The organism is Citromicrobium sp. JLT1363, from assembly GCF_000186705.1.
GTDB lineage: Bacteria > Pseudomonadota > Alphaproteobacteria > Sphingomonadales > Sphingomonadaceae > Alteriqipengyuania.
This window is the reverse complement of sequence record NZ_AEUE01000003.1, coordinates 148,246-162,941: the sequence shown is the minus strand read 5'-3', so window position 1 is coordinate 162,941 and position 14,696 is coordinate 148,246. Positions and strand designations below refer to the sequence as shown.

General features: G+C 65.4%; 15 protein-coding genes. 7 read left to right on the top strand and 8 right to left on the bottom strand.

Annotated elements, in window-relative coordinates; genetic code table 11:
• Positions 1-43: 43 nt before the first annotated feature.
• From ADAD_RS15575 to fsa, 3 genes are read right to left on the bottom strand one after another with little or no spacing between them, the layout of a single operon-like run.
• A complete protein-coding gene (locus ADAD_RS15575) occupies positions 44-448 on the bottom strand; it encodes a hypothetical protein (protein ID WP_237700778.1) in 405 nt (134 codons plus the stop codon).
• The gene (cobT, locus tag ADAD_RS0105320; RefSeq protein ID WP_010410668.1) at positions 449-2,272 is read right to left on the bottom strand and encodes a cobaltochelatase subunit CobT; all 1,824 of its coding nucleotides are present in this window, start codon (positions 2,270-2,272) and stop codon (positions 449-451) included.
• A 17-nt stretch (positions 2,273-2,289) separates the two neighbouring features.
• The gene (gene fsa, locus ADAD_RS0105315) at positions 2,290-2,943 is read right to left on the bottom strand and encodes a fructose-6-phosphate aldolase (RefSeq protein WP_010410666.1); all 654 of its coding nucleotides are present in this window, start codon (positions 2,941-2,943) and stop codon (positions 2,290-2,292) included.
• Between the two features lie 59 nt (positions 2,944-3,002).
• Between fsa and ADAD_RS0105310 the strand changes: the two genes are divergently transcribed.
• A complete protein-coding gene (locus tag ADAD_RS0105310) occupies positions 3,003-3,644 on the top strand; it encodes a DUF2490 domain-containing protein (protein WP_050803700.1) in 642 nt (213 codons plus the stop codon).
• 37 nt (positions 3,645-3,681) lie between these two features.
• Here ADAD_RS0105310 and ADAD_RS0105305 read toward each other — a convergent pair whose 3' ends face one another.
• From ADAD_RS0105305 to ADAD_RS0105295, 3 genes are all read right to left on the bottom strand, one after another.
• Entirely contained in the window at positions 3,682-3,942 is a 261-nt protein-coding gene (locus ADAD_RS0105305; protein ID WP_010410660.1) for a hypothetical protein, read from the bottom strand.
• Positions 3,943-3,953: 11 nt separating this feature from the next.
• Positions 3,954-4,793, bottom strand: a complete 840-nt coding sequence (locus ADAD_RS0105300; protein ID WP_010410657.1) for a hypothetical protein — start codon at positions 4,791-4,793, stop codon at positions 3,954-3,956.
• Between the two features lie 77 nt (positions 4,794-4,870).
• Positions 4,871-5,566, bottom strand: coding sequence for a DUF4197 domain-containing protein (locus ADAD_RS0105295; protein WP_010410656.1), 696 nt, complete (start codon positions 5,564-5,566; stop codon positions 4,871-4,873).
• A gap of 56 nt (positions 5,567-5,622) precedes the next feature.
• Between ADAD_RS0105295 and ADAD_RS0105290 the strand changes: the two genes are divergently transcribed.
• From ADAD_RS0105290 to ADAD_RS17185, 3 genes are read left to right on the top strand one after another with little or no spacing between them, the layout of a single operon-like run.
• Positions 5,623-7,800: a primosomal protein N' gene (locus tag ADAD_RS0105290; RefSeq protein ID WP_010410653.1), complete on the top strand. Its 2,178-nt coding sequence runs from the start codon at positions 5,623-5,625 to the stop codon at positions 7,798-7,800.
• A 3-nt stretch (positions 7,801-7,803) separates the two neighbouring features.
• The gene (locus tag ADAD_RS17190; RefSeq protein WP_010410650.1) at positions 7,804-9,369 is read left to right on the top strand and encodes a cryptochrome/photolyase family protein; all 1,566 of its coding nucleotides are present in this window, start codon (positions 7,804-7,806) and stop codon (positions 9,367-9,369) included.
• Entirely contained in the window at positions 9,348-9,899 is a 552-nt protein-coding gene (locus ADAD_RS17185; protein ID WP_010410646.1) for a CinA family protein, read from the top strand. The genes ADAD_RS17190 and ADAD_RS17185 overlap by 22 nt, the downstream gene beginning before the upstream one ends.
• Here ADAD_RS17185 and ADAD_RS0105275 read toward each other — a convergent pair.
• Positions 9,896-10,651, bottom strand: coding sequence for a siderophore-interacting protein (locus tag ADAD_RS0105275; RefSeq protein WP_010410643.1), 756 nt, complete (start codon positions 10,649-10,651; stop codon positions 9,896-9,898). The two genes, ADAD_RS17185 and ADAD_RS0105275, sit on opposite strands and share 4 nt — an antisense overlap.
• A 129-nt stretch (positions 10,652-10,780) precedes the next feature.
• On the opposite strand from ADAD_RS0105275, the gene ADAD_RS0105270 reads away from it, so the two are divergent.
• The 3 genes from ADAD_RS0105270 (at position 10,781) to ADAD_RS0105260 (ending at position 13,676) form a co-directional block, all read left to right on the top strand.
• A complete protein-coding gene (locus tag ADAD_RS0105270; protein WP_010410641.1) occupies positions 10,781-12,160 on the top strand; it encodes an NAD-dependent succinate-semialdehyde dehydrogenase in 1,380 nt (459 codons plus the stop codon).
• A 153-nt stretch (positions 12,161-12,313) separates the two neighbouring features.
• The gene (locus tag ADAD_RS16305; RefSeq protein WP_010410636.1) at positions 12,314-13,024 is read left to right on the top strand and encodes a RipA family octameric membrane protein; all 711 of its coding nucleotides are present in this window, start codon (positions 12,314-12,316) and stop codon (positions 13,022-13,024) included.
• Between the two features lie 52 nt (positions 13,025-13,076).
• Positions 13,077-13,676: a TetR/AcrR family transcriptional regulator gene (locus tag ADAD_RS0105260; RefSeq protein ID WP_010410633.1), complete on the top strand. Its 600-nt coding sequence runs from the start codon at positions 13,077-13,079 to the stop codon at positions 13,674-13,676.
• Here the strand turns inward: ADAD_RS0105260 and ADAD_RS0105255 are convergent.
• Complete coding sequence (locus ADAD_RS0105255) at positions 13,657-14,667, bottom strand: hypothetical protein (RefSeq protein ID WP_010410631.1); 1,011 nt, start codon at positions 14,665-14,667, stop codon at positions 13,657-13,659. The two genes, ADAD_RS0105260 and ADAD_RS0105255, sit on opposite strands and share 20 nt — an antisense overlap.
• Between the last annotated feature and the right edge of the window lie 29 nt (positions 14,668-14,696).

The window sequence follows — 14,696 nt, the reverse complement described above, 5'->3', positions numbered from 1 at the left end:
CGTTTTCCGCCCCCCGCTGGGCGTTACTCGTCGGTACTGCTTCTCAGGCTACTATCGAGGGAATCTCATCCGCCTCGCAAATTACCTCCACGCACTGGTTCAATCCGGCAATCAGCCAGTGGCGCAAATCGGCGCGAAGAGCGGTTACGCTATTCCTCTTGATCCAATCCAGATATGGACTTTTTTCAATCGTATAAGCCGTAGCAACCGCGACCTTCTCATCGCTTCTTGCGGACCAATAGCCAAGCATATCGCCCTCATCCTGGGAGCGGAAACTGACAGGCATGTCGAAGCAAATGCTGATCTCTCGATCTTTGTCGTTCATGCAGATTATCAGGTTGCGACCGTTCCATGAGACCTCCTCGATCTCATATAGTCCCCAGGACCCATCCGGTTTGGGCGGCTGCATCTCGGCAACTCGGAATCCGGCGATATCAGATTTCGCCAATCACCCCTCCACCTCGAACAGGTCGGCCATCTGCCCTATCATCGTCCCGCCGAGCTGCTCGACATCCATGATCGTCACCGCGCGTTTGTAATACCGCGTCACATCGTGGCCGATGCCGATCGCGACCAGCTGGACGGGCGAGGCTTTCTCGATCCATTCGATCACCTTGCGCAGGTGCGCTTCCAAGTAGCCTGCGCGGTTGACCGATAGTGTGCTGTCATCGACCGGCGCGCCGTCGGAGATCACCATCAGGATGCGGCGGTCCTCGGGCCGGGCGAGCAGGCGCTGGTGCGCCCATAGCAGCGCCTCGCCGTCGATGTTCTCCTTCAGCAGCCCTTCGCGCATCATCAGGCCGAGGTTGCGGCGCGCGCGGCGCCAGGGCTCGTCGGCCTGCTTGTAGACGATATGGCGCAGGTCGTTGAGGCGGCCGGGCTGCTGCGGCTTGCCGTCGGCGAGCCATTTCTCGCGCGTGTGCCCGCCCTTCCACGCGCGGGTGGTGAAGCCGAGGATTTCGGTCTTCACCCCGCACCGCTCCAGCGTGCGCGCGATGATGTCCGCGCTGATCGCGGCGATACTGATGGGCCGCCCGCGCATGGAGCCCGAATTGTCGATCAGCAGGGTGACGACCGTGTCCTTGAACTCGGTCTCGCGCTCGCGCTTGTAGGAAAGCGAATGGCCGGGGCTGACGACAACGCGCGCCAGCCGCGCGGCGTCCAGCAGGCCTTCCTCCTGGTCGAAATCCCAGCTGCGGCTCTGCTGCGCCATCAGGCGCCGCTGGAGCCGGTTGGCGAGCTTGGTGACGACCGATTGCAGGCCGGTAAGCTGGCTGTCGAGATAGGCGCGCAGCCGGTCCAGTTCCTCGGCGTCGCACAGTTCGGTTGCCGCGATTTCCTCGTCGAACTTCTTCGAATAGATCTTGTAGTCGAAATCGTCGGGAATGTCGGTCCAGTGGCGGTTCGGGCGAACGGGCATCATGCCCTCCTCGCCGTCGTCGCCAGCATCGTCGCTGTCGCCTTCCTCTTCGGAAAGCTCGGCCTCGCCATCCTCGTCCGCGTCGCCTTCGGCCTGTTCCGCGGCGGCTTCGGGGCTCTGCTGCGGCGACTGGTCGCCGCCGTCTTCCTCGTCGGTGTCGTCCTCGGGGGTTTCACCGTCCTCGTCGTCGCCTTCCTCGTCTGCATCCTCGGGCGAACTGTCGGCGCCCTCGATCAGGTCGAGCTGGCGCAGCATCTCGATCGAGAGGTCCTGAAAGGCCTTCTGATCGTCCAGCTTGTCGGCCAAAGCGGAGAAATCGCCGCCCGTGCGTTCGGTCACGTAGCCGCGGACCAGTTCCACGCCCTTCTTCGCGCGCTCGGGGATCGGCTTGCCGGTCAGCGCCTCGCGCATCATCAGCGATACGGCGGTGGAGAGCGGCACGTCGCGCGCTTCGGTGGCGCGGGCAATCGGATCGCTGGCGGTACGCAGCTCGGTCGCAGCGGAGAGATTCTCGCCCACGCCCGCGAAACCCTGCGCACCCAGCGCCTCGTAGCGCACCTGCTCGACCGCATCATAGACTGCGCGCGCCACCGGATCGCCGGGCGCGCCGCTGTCGTGCAGCGCGGTGTCGTGCAGCCGCATCTTGAGCGCGAAGCTATCCGCAAAGCCGCGCGCTTCGGCCGCCTGTTCGGGCGGCAGCTGGCGGCCGGGCAGCGGCACGCGGAAGTTCTTGCCCGCCGCACCGGGGCGGTCCGCGCTCCACGCGACCTCCACCTCGGGCTCGCGCGCGATGGCGCGCGCGCCGCCGGTCAGCGCGCGCTTGAACTTGTCGAGAGGGGTTTCTTCGCTCAACTTAGTGGATGCTCACCTTAGAGGATGGACTGCCCGGTGGACTGCCAGTCCTTCAGGAAGCCTTCGATCCCCTTGTCGGTCAACACGTGCTTTACGAGGTCCCGGATCACCTTGGGCGGCGCGGTCATCACGTCGGCACCGATCTTCGCGGCTTCGAGCACGTGGTTGGTGTGGCGCACGCTGGCCACCAGGATTTCGGTGTCGAACGCGTAGTTGTCGTAGATCAGGCGAATATCGTCGATCAGCTTCATCCCGTCGAAGCCATTGTCGTCGTGCCGCCCCACGAAGGGCGAGATGAAGGTCGCGCCGGCCTTGGCGGCGAGCAGCGCCTGGTTGGCGGAGAAGCACAGCGTCACGTTGACCATGGTGCCGTCGTCGGTCAGCGCGCGGCAGGTCTTGAGCCCGTCCAGCGTCAGCGGCACCTTGATGCAGACATTGTCCGCAATGGCGCGCAGCTTGTCCGCTTCCTTCATCATCGTCTCGTGATCGAGGGCGACCACCTCGGCGCTGACCGGGCCATCCACGATCCCGCAGATTTCCTTCGTCACCTCGATGAAGTCGCGGCCCGACTTGTGGATCAGCGAGGGATTGGTCGTCACCCCGTCGATCAGGCCCGTTTCGGCCAGGTCCTTGATCTCGGCGATGTCGGCGGTGTCGGCGAAGAACTTCATTTTCGTTACAAACCTGTCATATGAGCGTCACAATCGAACCCCGGATGTCAGGATTCTCCATGCGATCAGTTAGCCATTCGGCACGCGTCCTCCCACTTGCCGCCGTGCCCCTGCTTTTGCAACCGAGCGCGGCACTCGCCGACGAGAGCGAGTTCTGGGTAGAACTTGCCGCGAAGGGCGAGATCGCGCCCGGCACCAGCCTGAAACTGGAGGTGGAAGAGCGGCGCAAGGACGGGCCGAACGAGTACATCGTGGGCGCCGTGGTCGACCACGAAGTCGGCGAAGGCTTCTCCATCGGCGGCGGAGTGGAAGTGCACGACACCGACGGCTTTTCGGAGATTCGCCCCTACCAGCAGGCCGGCTATTCCAGCGGCATCCTCTCTCTGCGTACCCGGATAGAGGAACGCTTCTACGACAACAGCGACCGGATGGCCCTGCGTCTGCGCCAGCGGGTGCAGCTGAGCGATACGATCGCCCCGAAGCTGAAGGCGGCAGGATCGGTCGAACTGCTCTACCAGCTGCGGTCACGCAATGACGGCGGACCGCAGCGGATCGACCAGTGGCGCTTCAATGCGGGGCTGACCTACCGCGTGGCTGATCGGCTCGACGTCACCGGTGGCTACCTGCTGCAGCTGCGCCCGCGCCCCGGCGGCGACACCTATACCCACGTGCCGCAGGCGAGCATCGCTTACCGGTTCTAGGCATTTGCGCGGCGTCCGGGCTACAGGCTGACCCGTATTACGTGCCTTCACCGTAGCTGGCCCAGAAAATCTCGTTGCAGAAGAATATCGTTTCGCCATCCTTCCGCTCGATCCGCGTCAGCACCCCGTCGAAGTCGCCGTACTGGCCCCGTTTGTCGATCTGACGCCGCTCCGACCCATCTGCGTTGACGACGAAGCCCTGCGCGGAGAGCTTGCGCGCCACGGTTTCCACCGGCTCTGCAAACCGGATGCCCGTCGCATCGACACCGTGGCTGCGTTCAAAGAAACCGTCGGTCAAGCCGAGCACGGTCAGCCCGTTCCACTGTCCGCGAAAGTCGACCGACTTCCAGGTGATGCCATCCCTGTCGGGGCGGCTGACCCGACCCATAACGGCTGCGAGACACCGGGTACGCGAACGCGCTGGCCTATCGGGCGGTCACCGCGTTCGTCGAAACGCATACTGCCGGAGATCACATCTGCGGCTTGCCTGCTCCACTGGCAGCGGCGCGGGTTCGTGAAATCGAGCCATCGCAGGTCGCCGACGCCGCCACGCGCAATGGGCGGGGGTGAGCGATACCCATCATTGCCCTGCGGCGCGGTCTGCGTGGAAGAAGCGCGTCCGTCATACGGTCCGTCACTCGTCAGCTGGGTGACCATACCCGCCGCCTGCGCCTTCATCCGCGTTTCCGAGGATGGATCTAGCCAGATGTCCTCGAGCAGAGAGAAGGCCTTGTCCTCGAACGCGGTGTCATTGCCCGCCAGGCGATAGGCAAGCTCAGCATAGAGCCAGGCCGCATCGCCGCTGCCGATCATCTTGGCCGCCTCGTAAAACCCCTCTGGCGTGCCTTCCATCCCGGCCTTGACGAAATACTCCACCACATCGTCCTTGCAGGGCGATCGGTTGGCGAAGTTCATGATCATGGAGGGGCCCTTGGGCGGCTCGACATTGCACATTGCAGCCAGCACGAACCAGTCGTCCCCACTCATGGGCTGGTCCTTCTTCTGCATCTTGCGCAAGGCCTTGCGCGTCTTCTTCCAGTCCCCGTACTTTTCCGTATAGGGCCGGGTGATATCGCCGAACTCGCGCGCCGAAGCTCCCGACGCATCGAGCACAAGCGCGGCAACCGCCACCGCCATCAAAATCCGCATGTCACACCCTCCCTGAAAACCTGTCCAAGCTTAGAAAAGGTTTCCGCGCGAAGGCAAGGTCGGGTTGCAGAACGCTCCTAGAGGCGCGAGCCGACGCCGAGCGCACCGATCAGCACCGGATCGTTGGTCGATTGCGGGTCGGCGCGGATCGCCGCTTCCTCGCGCCCGATCTCGGTCCAGATCGTATCGTTTACGCTCAGCGCCACACGGTTTGCCGCTGCGCCGATATCCACCCCGACTGCCGCCGAGACGAGCTGGCCGATCAGCGGGTCCTGCGCCACGCGCATCGCCTCGCCCAGTTCGGGCACCATCGCGTCGATCAGGCGGTTGCCTGTCTGCCCCCGCAGATAGGCCGTCGCCGCGGTGGGCCCGCCGGTGATCAGGTCGATCGTGTTGCGCACCCCGATCAGGCGGATCGTATCGTAGATCACGGGCGCCGCCCGCTCGCTCCCGTCGATGGCGAAACCGGCGAATTCGCGCTCCACCCGTGCCTTGATCAGCCCCGAGGTCAGGATGTTGGCGAGCACCGAGCCGCGCGCGCCCAGCATCGTGTCGAGCCCAATGGCCGCAACCTGCTCGTCCCAGAACCCGCCGGGCGCCGTGAGCCGGGCGAAGGCCCGCTCGCTCGACAGGAGGAGCAGCCGCTCGATCACGTTGGTTACCCGGCCCTGATAGGTGGTGCAGCCGCCGATCATCAGCGCACCCGCGCCCACGCCGATCGAGCCCAGCAGCTTGCGCCGATTCAGCCCTGCTTCGAGAATTCCGGTCATCATCTCACCTTCCCTGCTTGTCGCGCGGGAGCCCCCGCGCCCATATTGGCGGTCGACCCATGCGCCGTATCCGCCTCCTCGTCCTCAACGCCGCGCTCGGCGTGCTCGACTACCGTGTGCCCGATGGCATGGCGGTGGAGCACGGCAACGTGGTGATTGCCCCGCTGGGCCCGCGCCAGGTCACCGGCATCGTGTGGGAGGAGGAACGCCTGCCGGGCGCCGAGGTGCCCGAGGAAAAGCTGCGCCCGATCCTGTCGGTCCTGCCGGTCGCACCGATTCGCAGCGAACTGCGCCGTCTGATCGAATGGACCGCGGATTATTACTGCGCGCCCATGAGCTCTGTCGCGCGGATGGTGCTGGCAAGCGGCGGCGCGCTGAAGGGCGGTGTGAGCGTGACCGAGTATCGCCTCACGGGCGAGCAGCCCGACCGGATGACGCCGCAGCGCCAGCAGGCGCTGGAGAAGCTGGAAGGCGCGCAGGGCACGCTTCGAGAGCTCGCCGTCTTGGCGGGCGTCTCCGAAGGCGTCTTGCGCGGGCTGGTCAACCAGGGCGTGCTCGAGCCCGAGGAAGTCGACGCCGACCGCCCCTATCCCCGCGCCCTGCCCGACCATGCAGAGCCGGTGCTGTCGGCGGACCAGAAGCAGGTCGCGGACGAACTGGTGGAGGCGGTCGAGGCGGAGGATTTCGCACCGATCCTGCTCGACGGGGTGACCGGATCGGGCAAGACCGAAACCTATTTCGAGCCGGTGGCGTCCGCTATTCGCGCGGGCAGGCAGGTGCTGGTTCTGCTCCCCGAAATCGCGCTGACCGAGAATTTTCTGCGCCGGTTCGAGGATCGCTTCGGCGCGCCGCCGGTGCTGTGGCACTCCTCGCTCAAATCCTCCGAACGCCGCCGCGCGTGGAGGGCGATTGCCCGCGCGCCGGAAGACGGCGGTGCGCAGGTGGTGGTGGGTGCACGCTCGGCACTGTTCCTGCCTTACGCGAACCTGGGGCTGATCGTGGTCGACGAAGCGCACGAGATCAGCTTCAAGCAGGACGATGGCGTGCGCTACAACGCGCGCGACGTCGCCGTCATGCGGGGCCATTTCGAGCGGATTCCGGTGGTGCTCGCCAGCGCGACGCCCGCGCTGGAAAGCCTGCACATGGCCGAGACGGGTACGTATCGAAAACTGGATCTGCCCAGCCGGTTCGGCGGGGCCACGCTGCCGACGATCCGCCTGATCGACCTGACGCAGGAGCCGCCCGAACGCGGCCGCTGGCTTGCCCCCAGCCTTGCGCGCGAGCTGTTCGCGCGGATGGAGCGCAAGGAGCAGACGCTGCTGTTCCTCAACCGGCGCGGCTATGCCCCGCTGACGCTGTGCCGCAATTGCGGATACCGCTTCCAGTGCAAGCAGTGCAGCGCGTGGCTGGTGGAGCACCGGTTCAGCCACAGGCTCGCCTGCCACCATTGCGGGCACGAGGAACCGACGCCCGAAGCCTGCCCCGAATGCGGCGAGCCCGATAGCCTCGTCCCCTGCGGACCCGGCGTCGAGCGGGTGGCGGACGAGGTACGCGAGATCGCCCCCGAGGCACGCATCGCGGTCGCCACCTCGGACACGCTGAACACGCCCGCGCGCGCCGCCGAATTCGTTGCGATGGCAGAGGCCGGCGCGATCGACGTGATCGTGGGCACCCAGCTGGTGACCAAGGGCTTCCACTTCCCCGACCTGACGCTGGTGGGCGTTGTCGATGCGGACCTCGGCCTGGAAGGCGGCGATCTGCGCGCCGCAGAGCGCGTCTATCAGCAGATCGCACAGGTCGCGGGCCGCGCGGGCCGCGCGTCCAAGCCGGGCGAAGTGCTGATCCAGACGCGGCATCCCGAGGCGCCGGTGATCGCCGCGCTGGCGGAGGGCGACCGCGATGCCTTCTACGCCGCAGAGCTCGATGCGCGCAGGGATGCGAACGCCCCGCCCTTCGGCCGCTGGGCAGCGATCATTGTGTCGAGCGAGGACGAAAAGGAAGCGAGGCTTTCCGCCGCGCGGATCGGGGATGCGCGCCCCCGGCTGAACGACATAATGATCCTCGGCCCCGCACCCGCCCCGCTCGCGCAGCTGCGCGGCCGCTACCGCTATCGCCTGCTGATCAATGCCAAACGCACCGCCGCGCTGCAGGACGCCATCCGCGACTGGCTGGGCCCGCTGGAGCTGCCGCGCGGGGTGCGTGTGGGGATCGATATCGATCCCTATAGCTTCGTCTAGGATATGGCTTCCCGACCCGTCCTCGTCCCCATCCTCGGCGATCAGCTGACCCGCACCCTCGCCTCCCTGCGGGGGCGCGCGAAGGACGATACCGTCATCCTGATGATGGAGGTGTGGGACGAGGCGACCTATGTGCGCCACCACAAGCAGAAGATCGCGCTGATCTTCTCCGCGATGCGCCACTTCGCCGCCGAACTGCGCGATGCGGGGTGGAGCGTCGACTATGTCGAGCTGACCGATCCGGACAATGCGGGCAGCTTCACCGGAGAGGTCGCCCGCGCCATCGAGCGCCACGATCCGCGCGCGGTCCATATCGTGGAGGCGGGCGAGTGGCGGGTGCAGCAGGCCATCGAGGAATGGCCCGACAAGTTCGCCTGCGACGTCGAGATCCTGCCCGACGGCCGCTTCGTGTGCTCGCTGGCCGAATTCCGCGACTGGGCCGAGGACCGCGACACGCTGCGGATGGAGTTCTTCTATCGCGAGATGCGCAGGAAGACCGGTCTGCTCATGGATGATGGCCAGCCCGAGGGCGGCGAATGGAACTACGACAGCGAAAACCGCAAGCCGCCCAAGGAGGGGCTGGAAGCGCCGCAGCGTCCGCTGTTCGCGCCCGATGAGATCACGCAGGAGGTCATCGAACTGGTGGAGGACAGGTTCGCCGCTCACTTCGGCAGCCTCGACAAGTTCGGCTGGCCCGTGACCCGCGACCAGGCGGAGGAAGCGGCGGATGCCTTCTTCGCCGAACGGATCGAGTGCTTCGGACCGTTTCAGGACGCGATGGTCCACGGGCAGGACGACCTGTTTCACTCGATGCTCTCGACCAGCATCAACCTCGGCCTGCTCGATCCGCTGGAGCTGTGCGAGCGCGCCGAGCAGTCATACCGCGACGGCAAGGCGCCTCTGAACAGCGTAGAGGGCTTCATCCGCCAGATCATCGGCTGGCGCGAGTATGTCCGCGGCTTCTACTGGCTGCACATGCCGCACCTGCAGCGCGCCAATGCGCTCAACGCGCAGCGCGCGCTGCCCGAGTTCTTCTGGACCGGCGAGACCGACATGCGCTGCCTGGCGGACTGCATCCGCTCCACGCGCGACAATGCGCATGCGCACCACATCCAGCGGCTGATGGTGCTCGGGAATTTCTGCCTGATCGCCGGGATTTCCCCGCGCGAAGTGCAGGACTGGTATCTGGTGGTCTACGCCGATGCCTACGAATGGGTCGAACTGCCCAACGTGGCCGCGATGATCCTTTACGCCGACGACGGCAAGCTGGCGAGCAAGCCCTATGCGGCGAGCGGCAATTACATCAACAAGATGAGCAATTACTGCGGCGACTGCGCCTACTCGGTCAGCAAGAAGGCCGGCGAAGGCGCGTGCCCGTTCAACTCGCTCTACTGGCATTTCATGGACCGCCACCGCGACAGGCTGGAAAGCAATCATCGCATCGGCCGGATCTATTCCAACTGGGACCGGATGGGGGAAGACAAGCAAAAGGCCTATCTGGAAACCGCCGAGGAATTTCTCGTTTCGTTGACACCCGCCGACAGCAAGTGGGCACGCGCAACGGATTGAATGAATTGGTCGAAGAACTCGAATACGCGCTTCCGGACGACATCACGCAGCTGGCCCATGCCGTGCTCGAAACCGCGTGCGAGCGCGAATTGCGACTGGCGACCGCCGAAAGCTGCACTGGCGGCCTGCTCGCCTCTCTGCTGACCGACGTGCCCGGCTGCAGCCATGCGTTCGAGCGCGGGTTCGTCGCCTATTCGGACGCAGCCAAATGCGACCTGCTCGGGATCGAGCGCAAGCTGGTCGAGGATTGCGGGGCGGTCAGCCGGAATGTCGCGCTGGCGATGGCGCAGGGGGGGCTCGCCCGGTCCCAGGCCAATATCGCGGTCTCGATCACCGGCTTCGCAGGGCCCGGCGGAGAGGACGATGAGGAAGGGCTCGTGCACTTCGCGCTGGCAACCCGGGACAAAGAGCCGATACACCGCGAAAAGCACTATGGTGCGATCGGGCGCGATGGCGTCCGGCTGGCCGCGCTGCGCACCGCGCTGGGTCTGATGCGTCAGGCGGTAGAACGCCGCTCCAGCGCCGCCTAGGCCGCCTGCGCCTCGGCATCCTCGCGCTTGGCGAGCTTGTGTTCGTCTTCGATCAGCCCCGCCTTCCAGTAGCTGGAGATGTAGAGCGATTCGCCGCGCAGCCCCAGATCGTCGCGCAGGAATGCGCGCAGGTTTCGCATGGAGGAAAACTCGCACGCCGCCCACGCGGCAAGCTGTCCCTCCGGCAGTTCCACATTCCGCAGCGCGTCGACGAGGAGGTCGGGCTGGCTCCCCGGCTCGCGGTTGACCAGCCAGCGGATTTCGACGCCGTCGGGTTTGTCCAGGTCGAGCTTGTCTGCCTCGTTCTGGATCTCGATCGCGGCCACCCCGCGCGCGCCCGGCGGCAAGGCGGCGAGATTCACGCTGATTGCAGGCAGCGCGGTCATGTCGCCGGCGATCAGGTAGAAATCGTGGCCTGAAGGCAGCGGCTTGGCTGCACCCGGCCCGCCTACGGTGATGGGGCTGCCCGGCTCGGCCGTGAGCGACCACTTCGTCGCCGGGCCCGCCGCCTCGCCCCCGTGGAGCGCAAAGTCGATATCCAGTTCGCCATCGCGCTGGTGCCGGATCGTATAGGTGCGGATGATCGGCTTGCCGTTTTCCGCCTCGCCGAGAAACAGCTTGAGATAGCCGCCTTCCTGATCTGCGGGAAATCCGGCGAGACCGGGGCCGCCGAGGGTAACGCGCTGGAGCGAAGGAGTGATCCGGTCGCGGCGGAGGACGGTCAACTGGCGGGGTTCGGGTCTCTGGCTCATGGCAGCGCACTTAATGCGAACGCTTCGCAAATGCAATGGCGGGCAGCGCCCTGCGTTGCCGCCCCTGCGGAACATCGGCCCGCCGCACGACTTGGGTAGGTAAACCCCTAAAAGAGAAAGCGACCCCCAATGTCACAAGCCACAACCGTAAACCCCGCCACCGGCGAACAGCTCGAAACCTACCAGCACCTCACGAAAGACGAAGCCTTCGCCAAGGTCGATGCCTGCCACGATGCCTTCGCCGAATGGAAGCTGCGCAGCCTCGAAGACCGGGCGCAAGTCATCAAGGGCCTCGGCAAGGCATTGCGCGACAACAAGGAAGAGCTCGCCCAGCTGATGACCGCAGAGGTCGGCAAGCTGCTGAAGGACAGCCGCGACGAGGTCGCCCTGTGCGCCGCGATCTGCGACTACACTGCCGCGAACGGCCCCGAGGAGCTGGCGGACGAGAAGCGCGATCCCAACAATGCCGGGCGCGGCATCGTCACCTACTCCCCCATCGGCGTGATCTACGGCATCCAGCCGTGGAACTTCCCCGCCTATCAGGTGATCCGCTACGCCATCGCCAACCTGATGACCGGTAACGGCGTGCTGCTGAAGCATGCGGCCAACTGCACCGGCAGCGGCCTGAAGATCGAGGAGATCTTCCGGAAGGGCGGCCTGCCCGATGGCCTGTTCACCGTGTTGGTGATCGACCACGACACCTCGGACGAGGTGATCGGCTACGACAAGGTGCGCGGCGTAACGCTGACCGGCTCCGACGGTGCTGGCAAGCATATCGCCGAAAAGGCGGGCAAGGCGCTCAAGAAAACCGTGCTCGAGCTGGGCTCCAACGATGCCTACATGGTGCTGGAGGACGCCGATCTGGACAAGGCCGTCGGCATCTGCGCCACCGCGCGGCTGTATAATAACGGCCAGACCTGCATCAACGGCAAGCGCTTCATCGTGACCGAGAAGGTCTACGATGCATTCGTCGAGAAATACGTCGCCAAATTCGAAGCGATCAAGACCGGCGACCCGACCTCGGATGATACCGACATGGGCCCGATGGCGCGCGAGGACCTGCGCAAGACCTTGCAGGAGCAGGTCGACAAGTCGGTCGACAATGGGGCGAAGATCGCGTGCGGCGGCGCAATTCCGGACGGCCCCGGCGCGTATTATCCCGCCACCGTGCTGACCGACGTCGCACCAGGCCAACCCGCCTATGACGACGAGCTGTTCGGCCCGGTCGCTTCGATCATCAAGGCGAAGGATGACGAGGATGCGATGCGCATCGCCAACGACAGCCGCTACGGCCTGGGTGGCGGAATCATGTCGAAGAACGTCGACCGCGCGATCGAGCTGGCCAGCAAGCATTTCGATACGGGCATGGTCTTCATCAACACCTTCGGCGTGGCGGACCCCTCTATGCCCTTCGGCGGCGTGAAGAATTCCGGCTACGGCCGCGAACACGGCGGCTTCGGGGTGAAGGAATTCGCCAACGCCAAGGCCATCTTCGTCGGCGCCGAGTAAGCGCACCAAGCTATGGGCGCGGCTTTGGCCGCGCCCATTTCACAAGCCAACCGGTTCCGATACGCAGCCGTTCTGCGCGCCGCTACGAACTGCCCTAGCGGCCCGATGAATTTGCACTTCGGCTAGGAGGGGAATCGCCCTAGGTTCCGGCCCATGGAAACTCCTCGACCGATTCTTCTGACAAAATCGAGGTACCGCGAGCAGCTCAGCCTGAGCGACTGCGGGCCGAGCGAATCCCATCTCCGAGCGCTCGAACGAGCGCACGAGCTTCGCAAATTCGAGATCGAGAACTACTGGCGCCGTTCGACCTATTTCTGGGGCTTCCAGTTCGTCACCTTCGGTGCACTCGCCCTCAGTTCGAACGGCGGAGATTTCGACCCTGCCCTGGTCCTCGTAATCGCTGTTCTCGGCGCACTTGCAGCATGGACGGCGATCCTGTCCGCGCGAGGTTCAAAATTCTGGCAGGAAAACTGGGAGAAGCACGTCGACTTCCTCGAAGACGAGGTCGAAGGACGGCTCCACAAGACCGCGCTCCTAAGAAACGACGTCAGCTACTCCGTAAGCCGGGTCAACGAGCGTTTTCTAGAGCTTCTCTTCACGGGCTGGCTGGTAGTTTTTGCGGTTGCGGCGGGAATCATGCTCGAGCCCGAGTGGCAAAGAATTGCTTCGGAGCTCCGATCGGTCCTCATTGTCGAGGGGACGGCTGCCGCGCTCATATTTGGCCTCGCCTGGCTCACCTGCGGTCAGAAGTCCAAGCTTCGCGGGCGGGCGTTCAGGTACAGCGATATGACGCCTTGGAAACCCCGGAAACGCCGTTCCTCCGCAGAAGTGATCAGGGCCTTGTTCAGAAGAATCGGCAAGTAGATAGCCCATCCGATCGGATGGACTTTCCCTGCCCGATACGATACCGTTTCGTATGGAAAACAATCCCCGAAAGGCCGCCGGCCGCCCCCGTAGCGAGGAAGCGCGCGAGGCGATCCTTGTCGCCGCGCTCGCAATCCTGGTGCGCGAGGGATACGAAAATCTGTCGATCGAAGGCGTCGCGCGCGAGGCGGGTACGGGCAAGAGCACGATCTATCGCTGGTGGGGAGGCCGCGGCGATCTGGCGGTGGATGCCTTTTTCGCCACCATCGACGAGACACCCGATCTGCCCGAAACCGGTTCTGCCGAGGAGGATTTCCGCACCCAGATCAACGGCATGGCCCGCGATCTGCGCGGCCCGCCCGGTCGGGCATTCGCAGCCTTGCTGATGGGCGGGCGGGAAAGCCCCACCGTCTCGGCAGCGGTGCGCAAGCGCTGGCTCGACCCGCGCCGCGACTGGGCGCGCATGCGCATGGCGCGCGCCGCGGAAGCGGGCGAATTGCTACCCGGAGTGGAACCGCGCGCGGCCCTCGCCCTGCTCTACTCGCCGCTCTATTCTCCGCTGCTGTTCGGGAACACGATCCCGCCCGCGCAGGACCTGTCTGCCTGCTTCGATCTGGCCGCGCGTACGATCTTCAGGCGCGAAAAGGCGTAGCGCGTTCCGCGAGCCGGCGATCCAGTTCGGCCCGAAAGGCGGCCGGATCGTCGAGCTTGAACGCCACCCGCTCGACGTTGCGATTTGCGCCGAAGAGCCCCGGCACGGCAAGCGGACCGCGCAGTTCGACCAGGAACTGGGGCCAAGACACAAGCGCCGCGTTGAGCGCCGTCTTCGCCCGCACCTCTTGCGAGCCGAAGCTGCTACGAACCTCCGCGATGTCGTCCAGCGGGACGTTCACATCGACGAGGAACCCTGCGCGCACCCGTAAGCCTTCGTCGGTGAGGAGGATCGGCTTGAGGCGCAAGCTCTTGAGCAGAGCAAGTATCCAGACGGCTCCCCACGCACTTATCCCGAGAAGAACCCACGCAAGAGTGGGGTTCCAGAGCATCACCAGCACATGGACTGCGCCCAGCTCTATCAATTGCAGCACGAGCAGAACGGCCAGCATCGGAGCCAGGTAGCGGTGGTAGCCGAACCCCTGCGCGCCTGCGGGAATGTCGGCGGGCGCACGCCAGCGGAACAGCGCGAGATGGAGCACGCGTGCCTCTGCCAGTGCCAGCGCGACGAAGGGTCGCGGGAAGATTTGCGCCAGACCTTCCTCCAGTGAGCCATCGGCCCGCCAGGTCACGACGGCTTTCCACCCGGACCAGCCGCAATAGGCGGCCACCGTCAGCACCAGTGCCGCCGGAACCGCACGCATTGCCATGATCGCCTCGCGCACCGGGCCGTGGCTTCCCACGAGCACGACAAGGCTGGCCGCTGCGAGGGCGCCGAGCAATGCCCTGGGGCCAGGGCGGGAGGATTCATGCTTCGCGATGGTGGCCAGCATCAGTCCATCGGCGATCAGCCAGCAGAACAGGAACGCGGCGAGCATCGGGTTTCCCGCCGCCCAGCCGGTGCCGATCAGCGCCAGCGAACCGGCTACGACGACCGGCCCCGCAATCGTTGCCAGCGCGGGGCGAGAGGGTACGGGAAACGCGCTGATCATGCCGCGATCATACGCCAGACCCCGGCCCG

Coding starts and splice junctions, on each gene's coding strand:
- ADAD_RS0105310 (WP_050803700.1), top strand. CDS start 3,003: ATGCGATCAGTTAGCCATTCGGCACGCGTCCTCCCACTTGCCGCCGTG.
- fsa (WP_010410666.1), bottom strand. CDS start 2,943: ATGAAGTTCTTCGCCGACACCGCCGACATCGCCGAGATCAAGGACCTG.
- ADAD_RS0105255 (WP_010410631.1), bottom strand. CDS start 14,667: ATGATCAGCGCGTTTCCCGTACCCTCTCGCCCCGCGCTGGCAACGATT.
- ADAD_RS0105260 (WP_010410633.1), top strand. CDS start 13,077: ATGGAAAACAATCCCCGAAAGGCCGCCGGCCGCCCCCGTAGCGAGGAA.
- ADAD_RS0105270 (WP_010410641.1), top strand. CDS start 10,781: ATGTCACAAGCCACAACCGTAAACCCCGCCACCGGCGAACAGCTCGAA.
- ADAD_RS17190 (WP_010410650.1), top strand. CDS start 7,804: ATGGCTTCCCGACCCGTCCTCGTCCCCATCCTCGGCGATCAGCTGACC.
- ADAD_RS0105290 (WP_010410653.1), top strand. CDS start 5,623: ATGCGCCGTATCCGCCTCCTCGTCCTCAACGCCGCGCTCGGCGTGCTC.
- ADAD_RS0105300 (WP_010410657.1), bottom strand. CDS start 4,793: ATGCGGATTTTGATGGCGGTGGCGGTTGCCGCGCTTGTGCTCGATGCG.
- ADAD_RS0105275 (WP_010410643.1), bottom strand. CDS start 10,651: ATGAGCCAGAGACCCGAACCCCGCCAGTTGACCGTCCTCCGCCGCGAC.
- ADAD_RS16305 (WP_010410636.1), top strand. CDS start 12,314: ATGGAAACTCCTCGACCGATTCTTCTGACAAAATCGAGGTACCGCGAG.
- ADAD_RS0105295 (WP_010410656.1), bottom strand. CDS start 5,566: ATGATGACCGGAATTCTCGAAGCAGGGCTGAATCGGCGCAAGCTGCTG.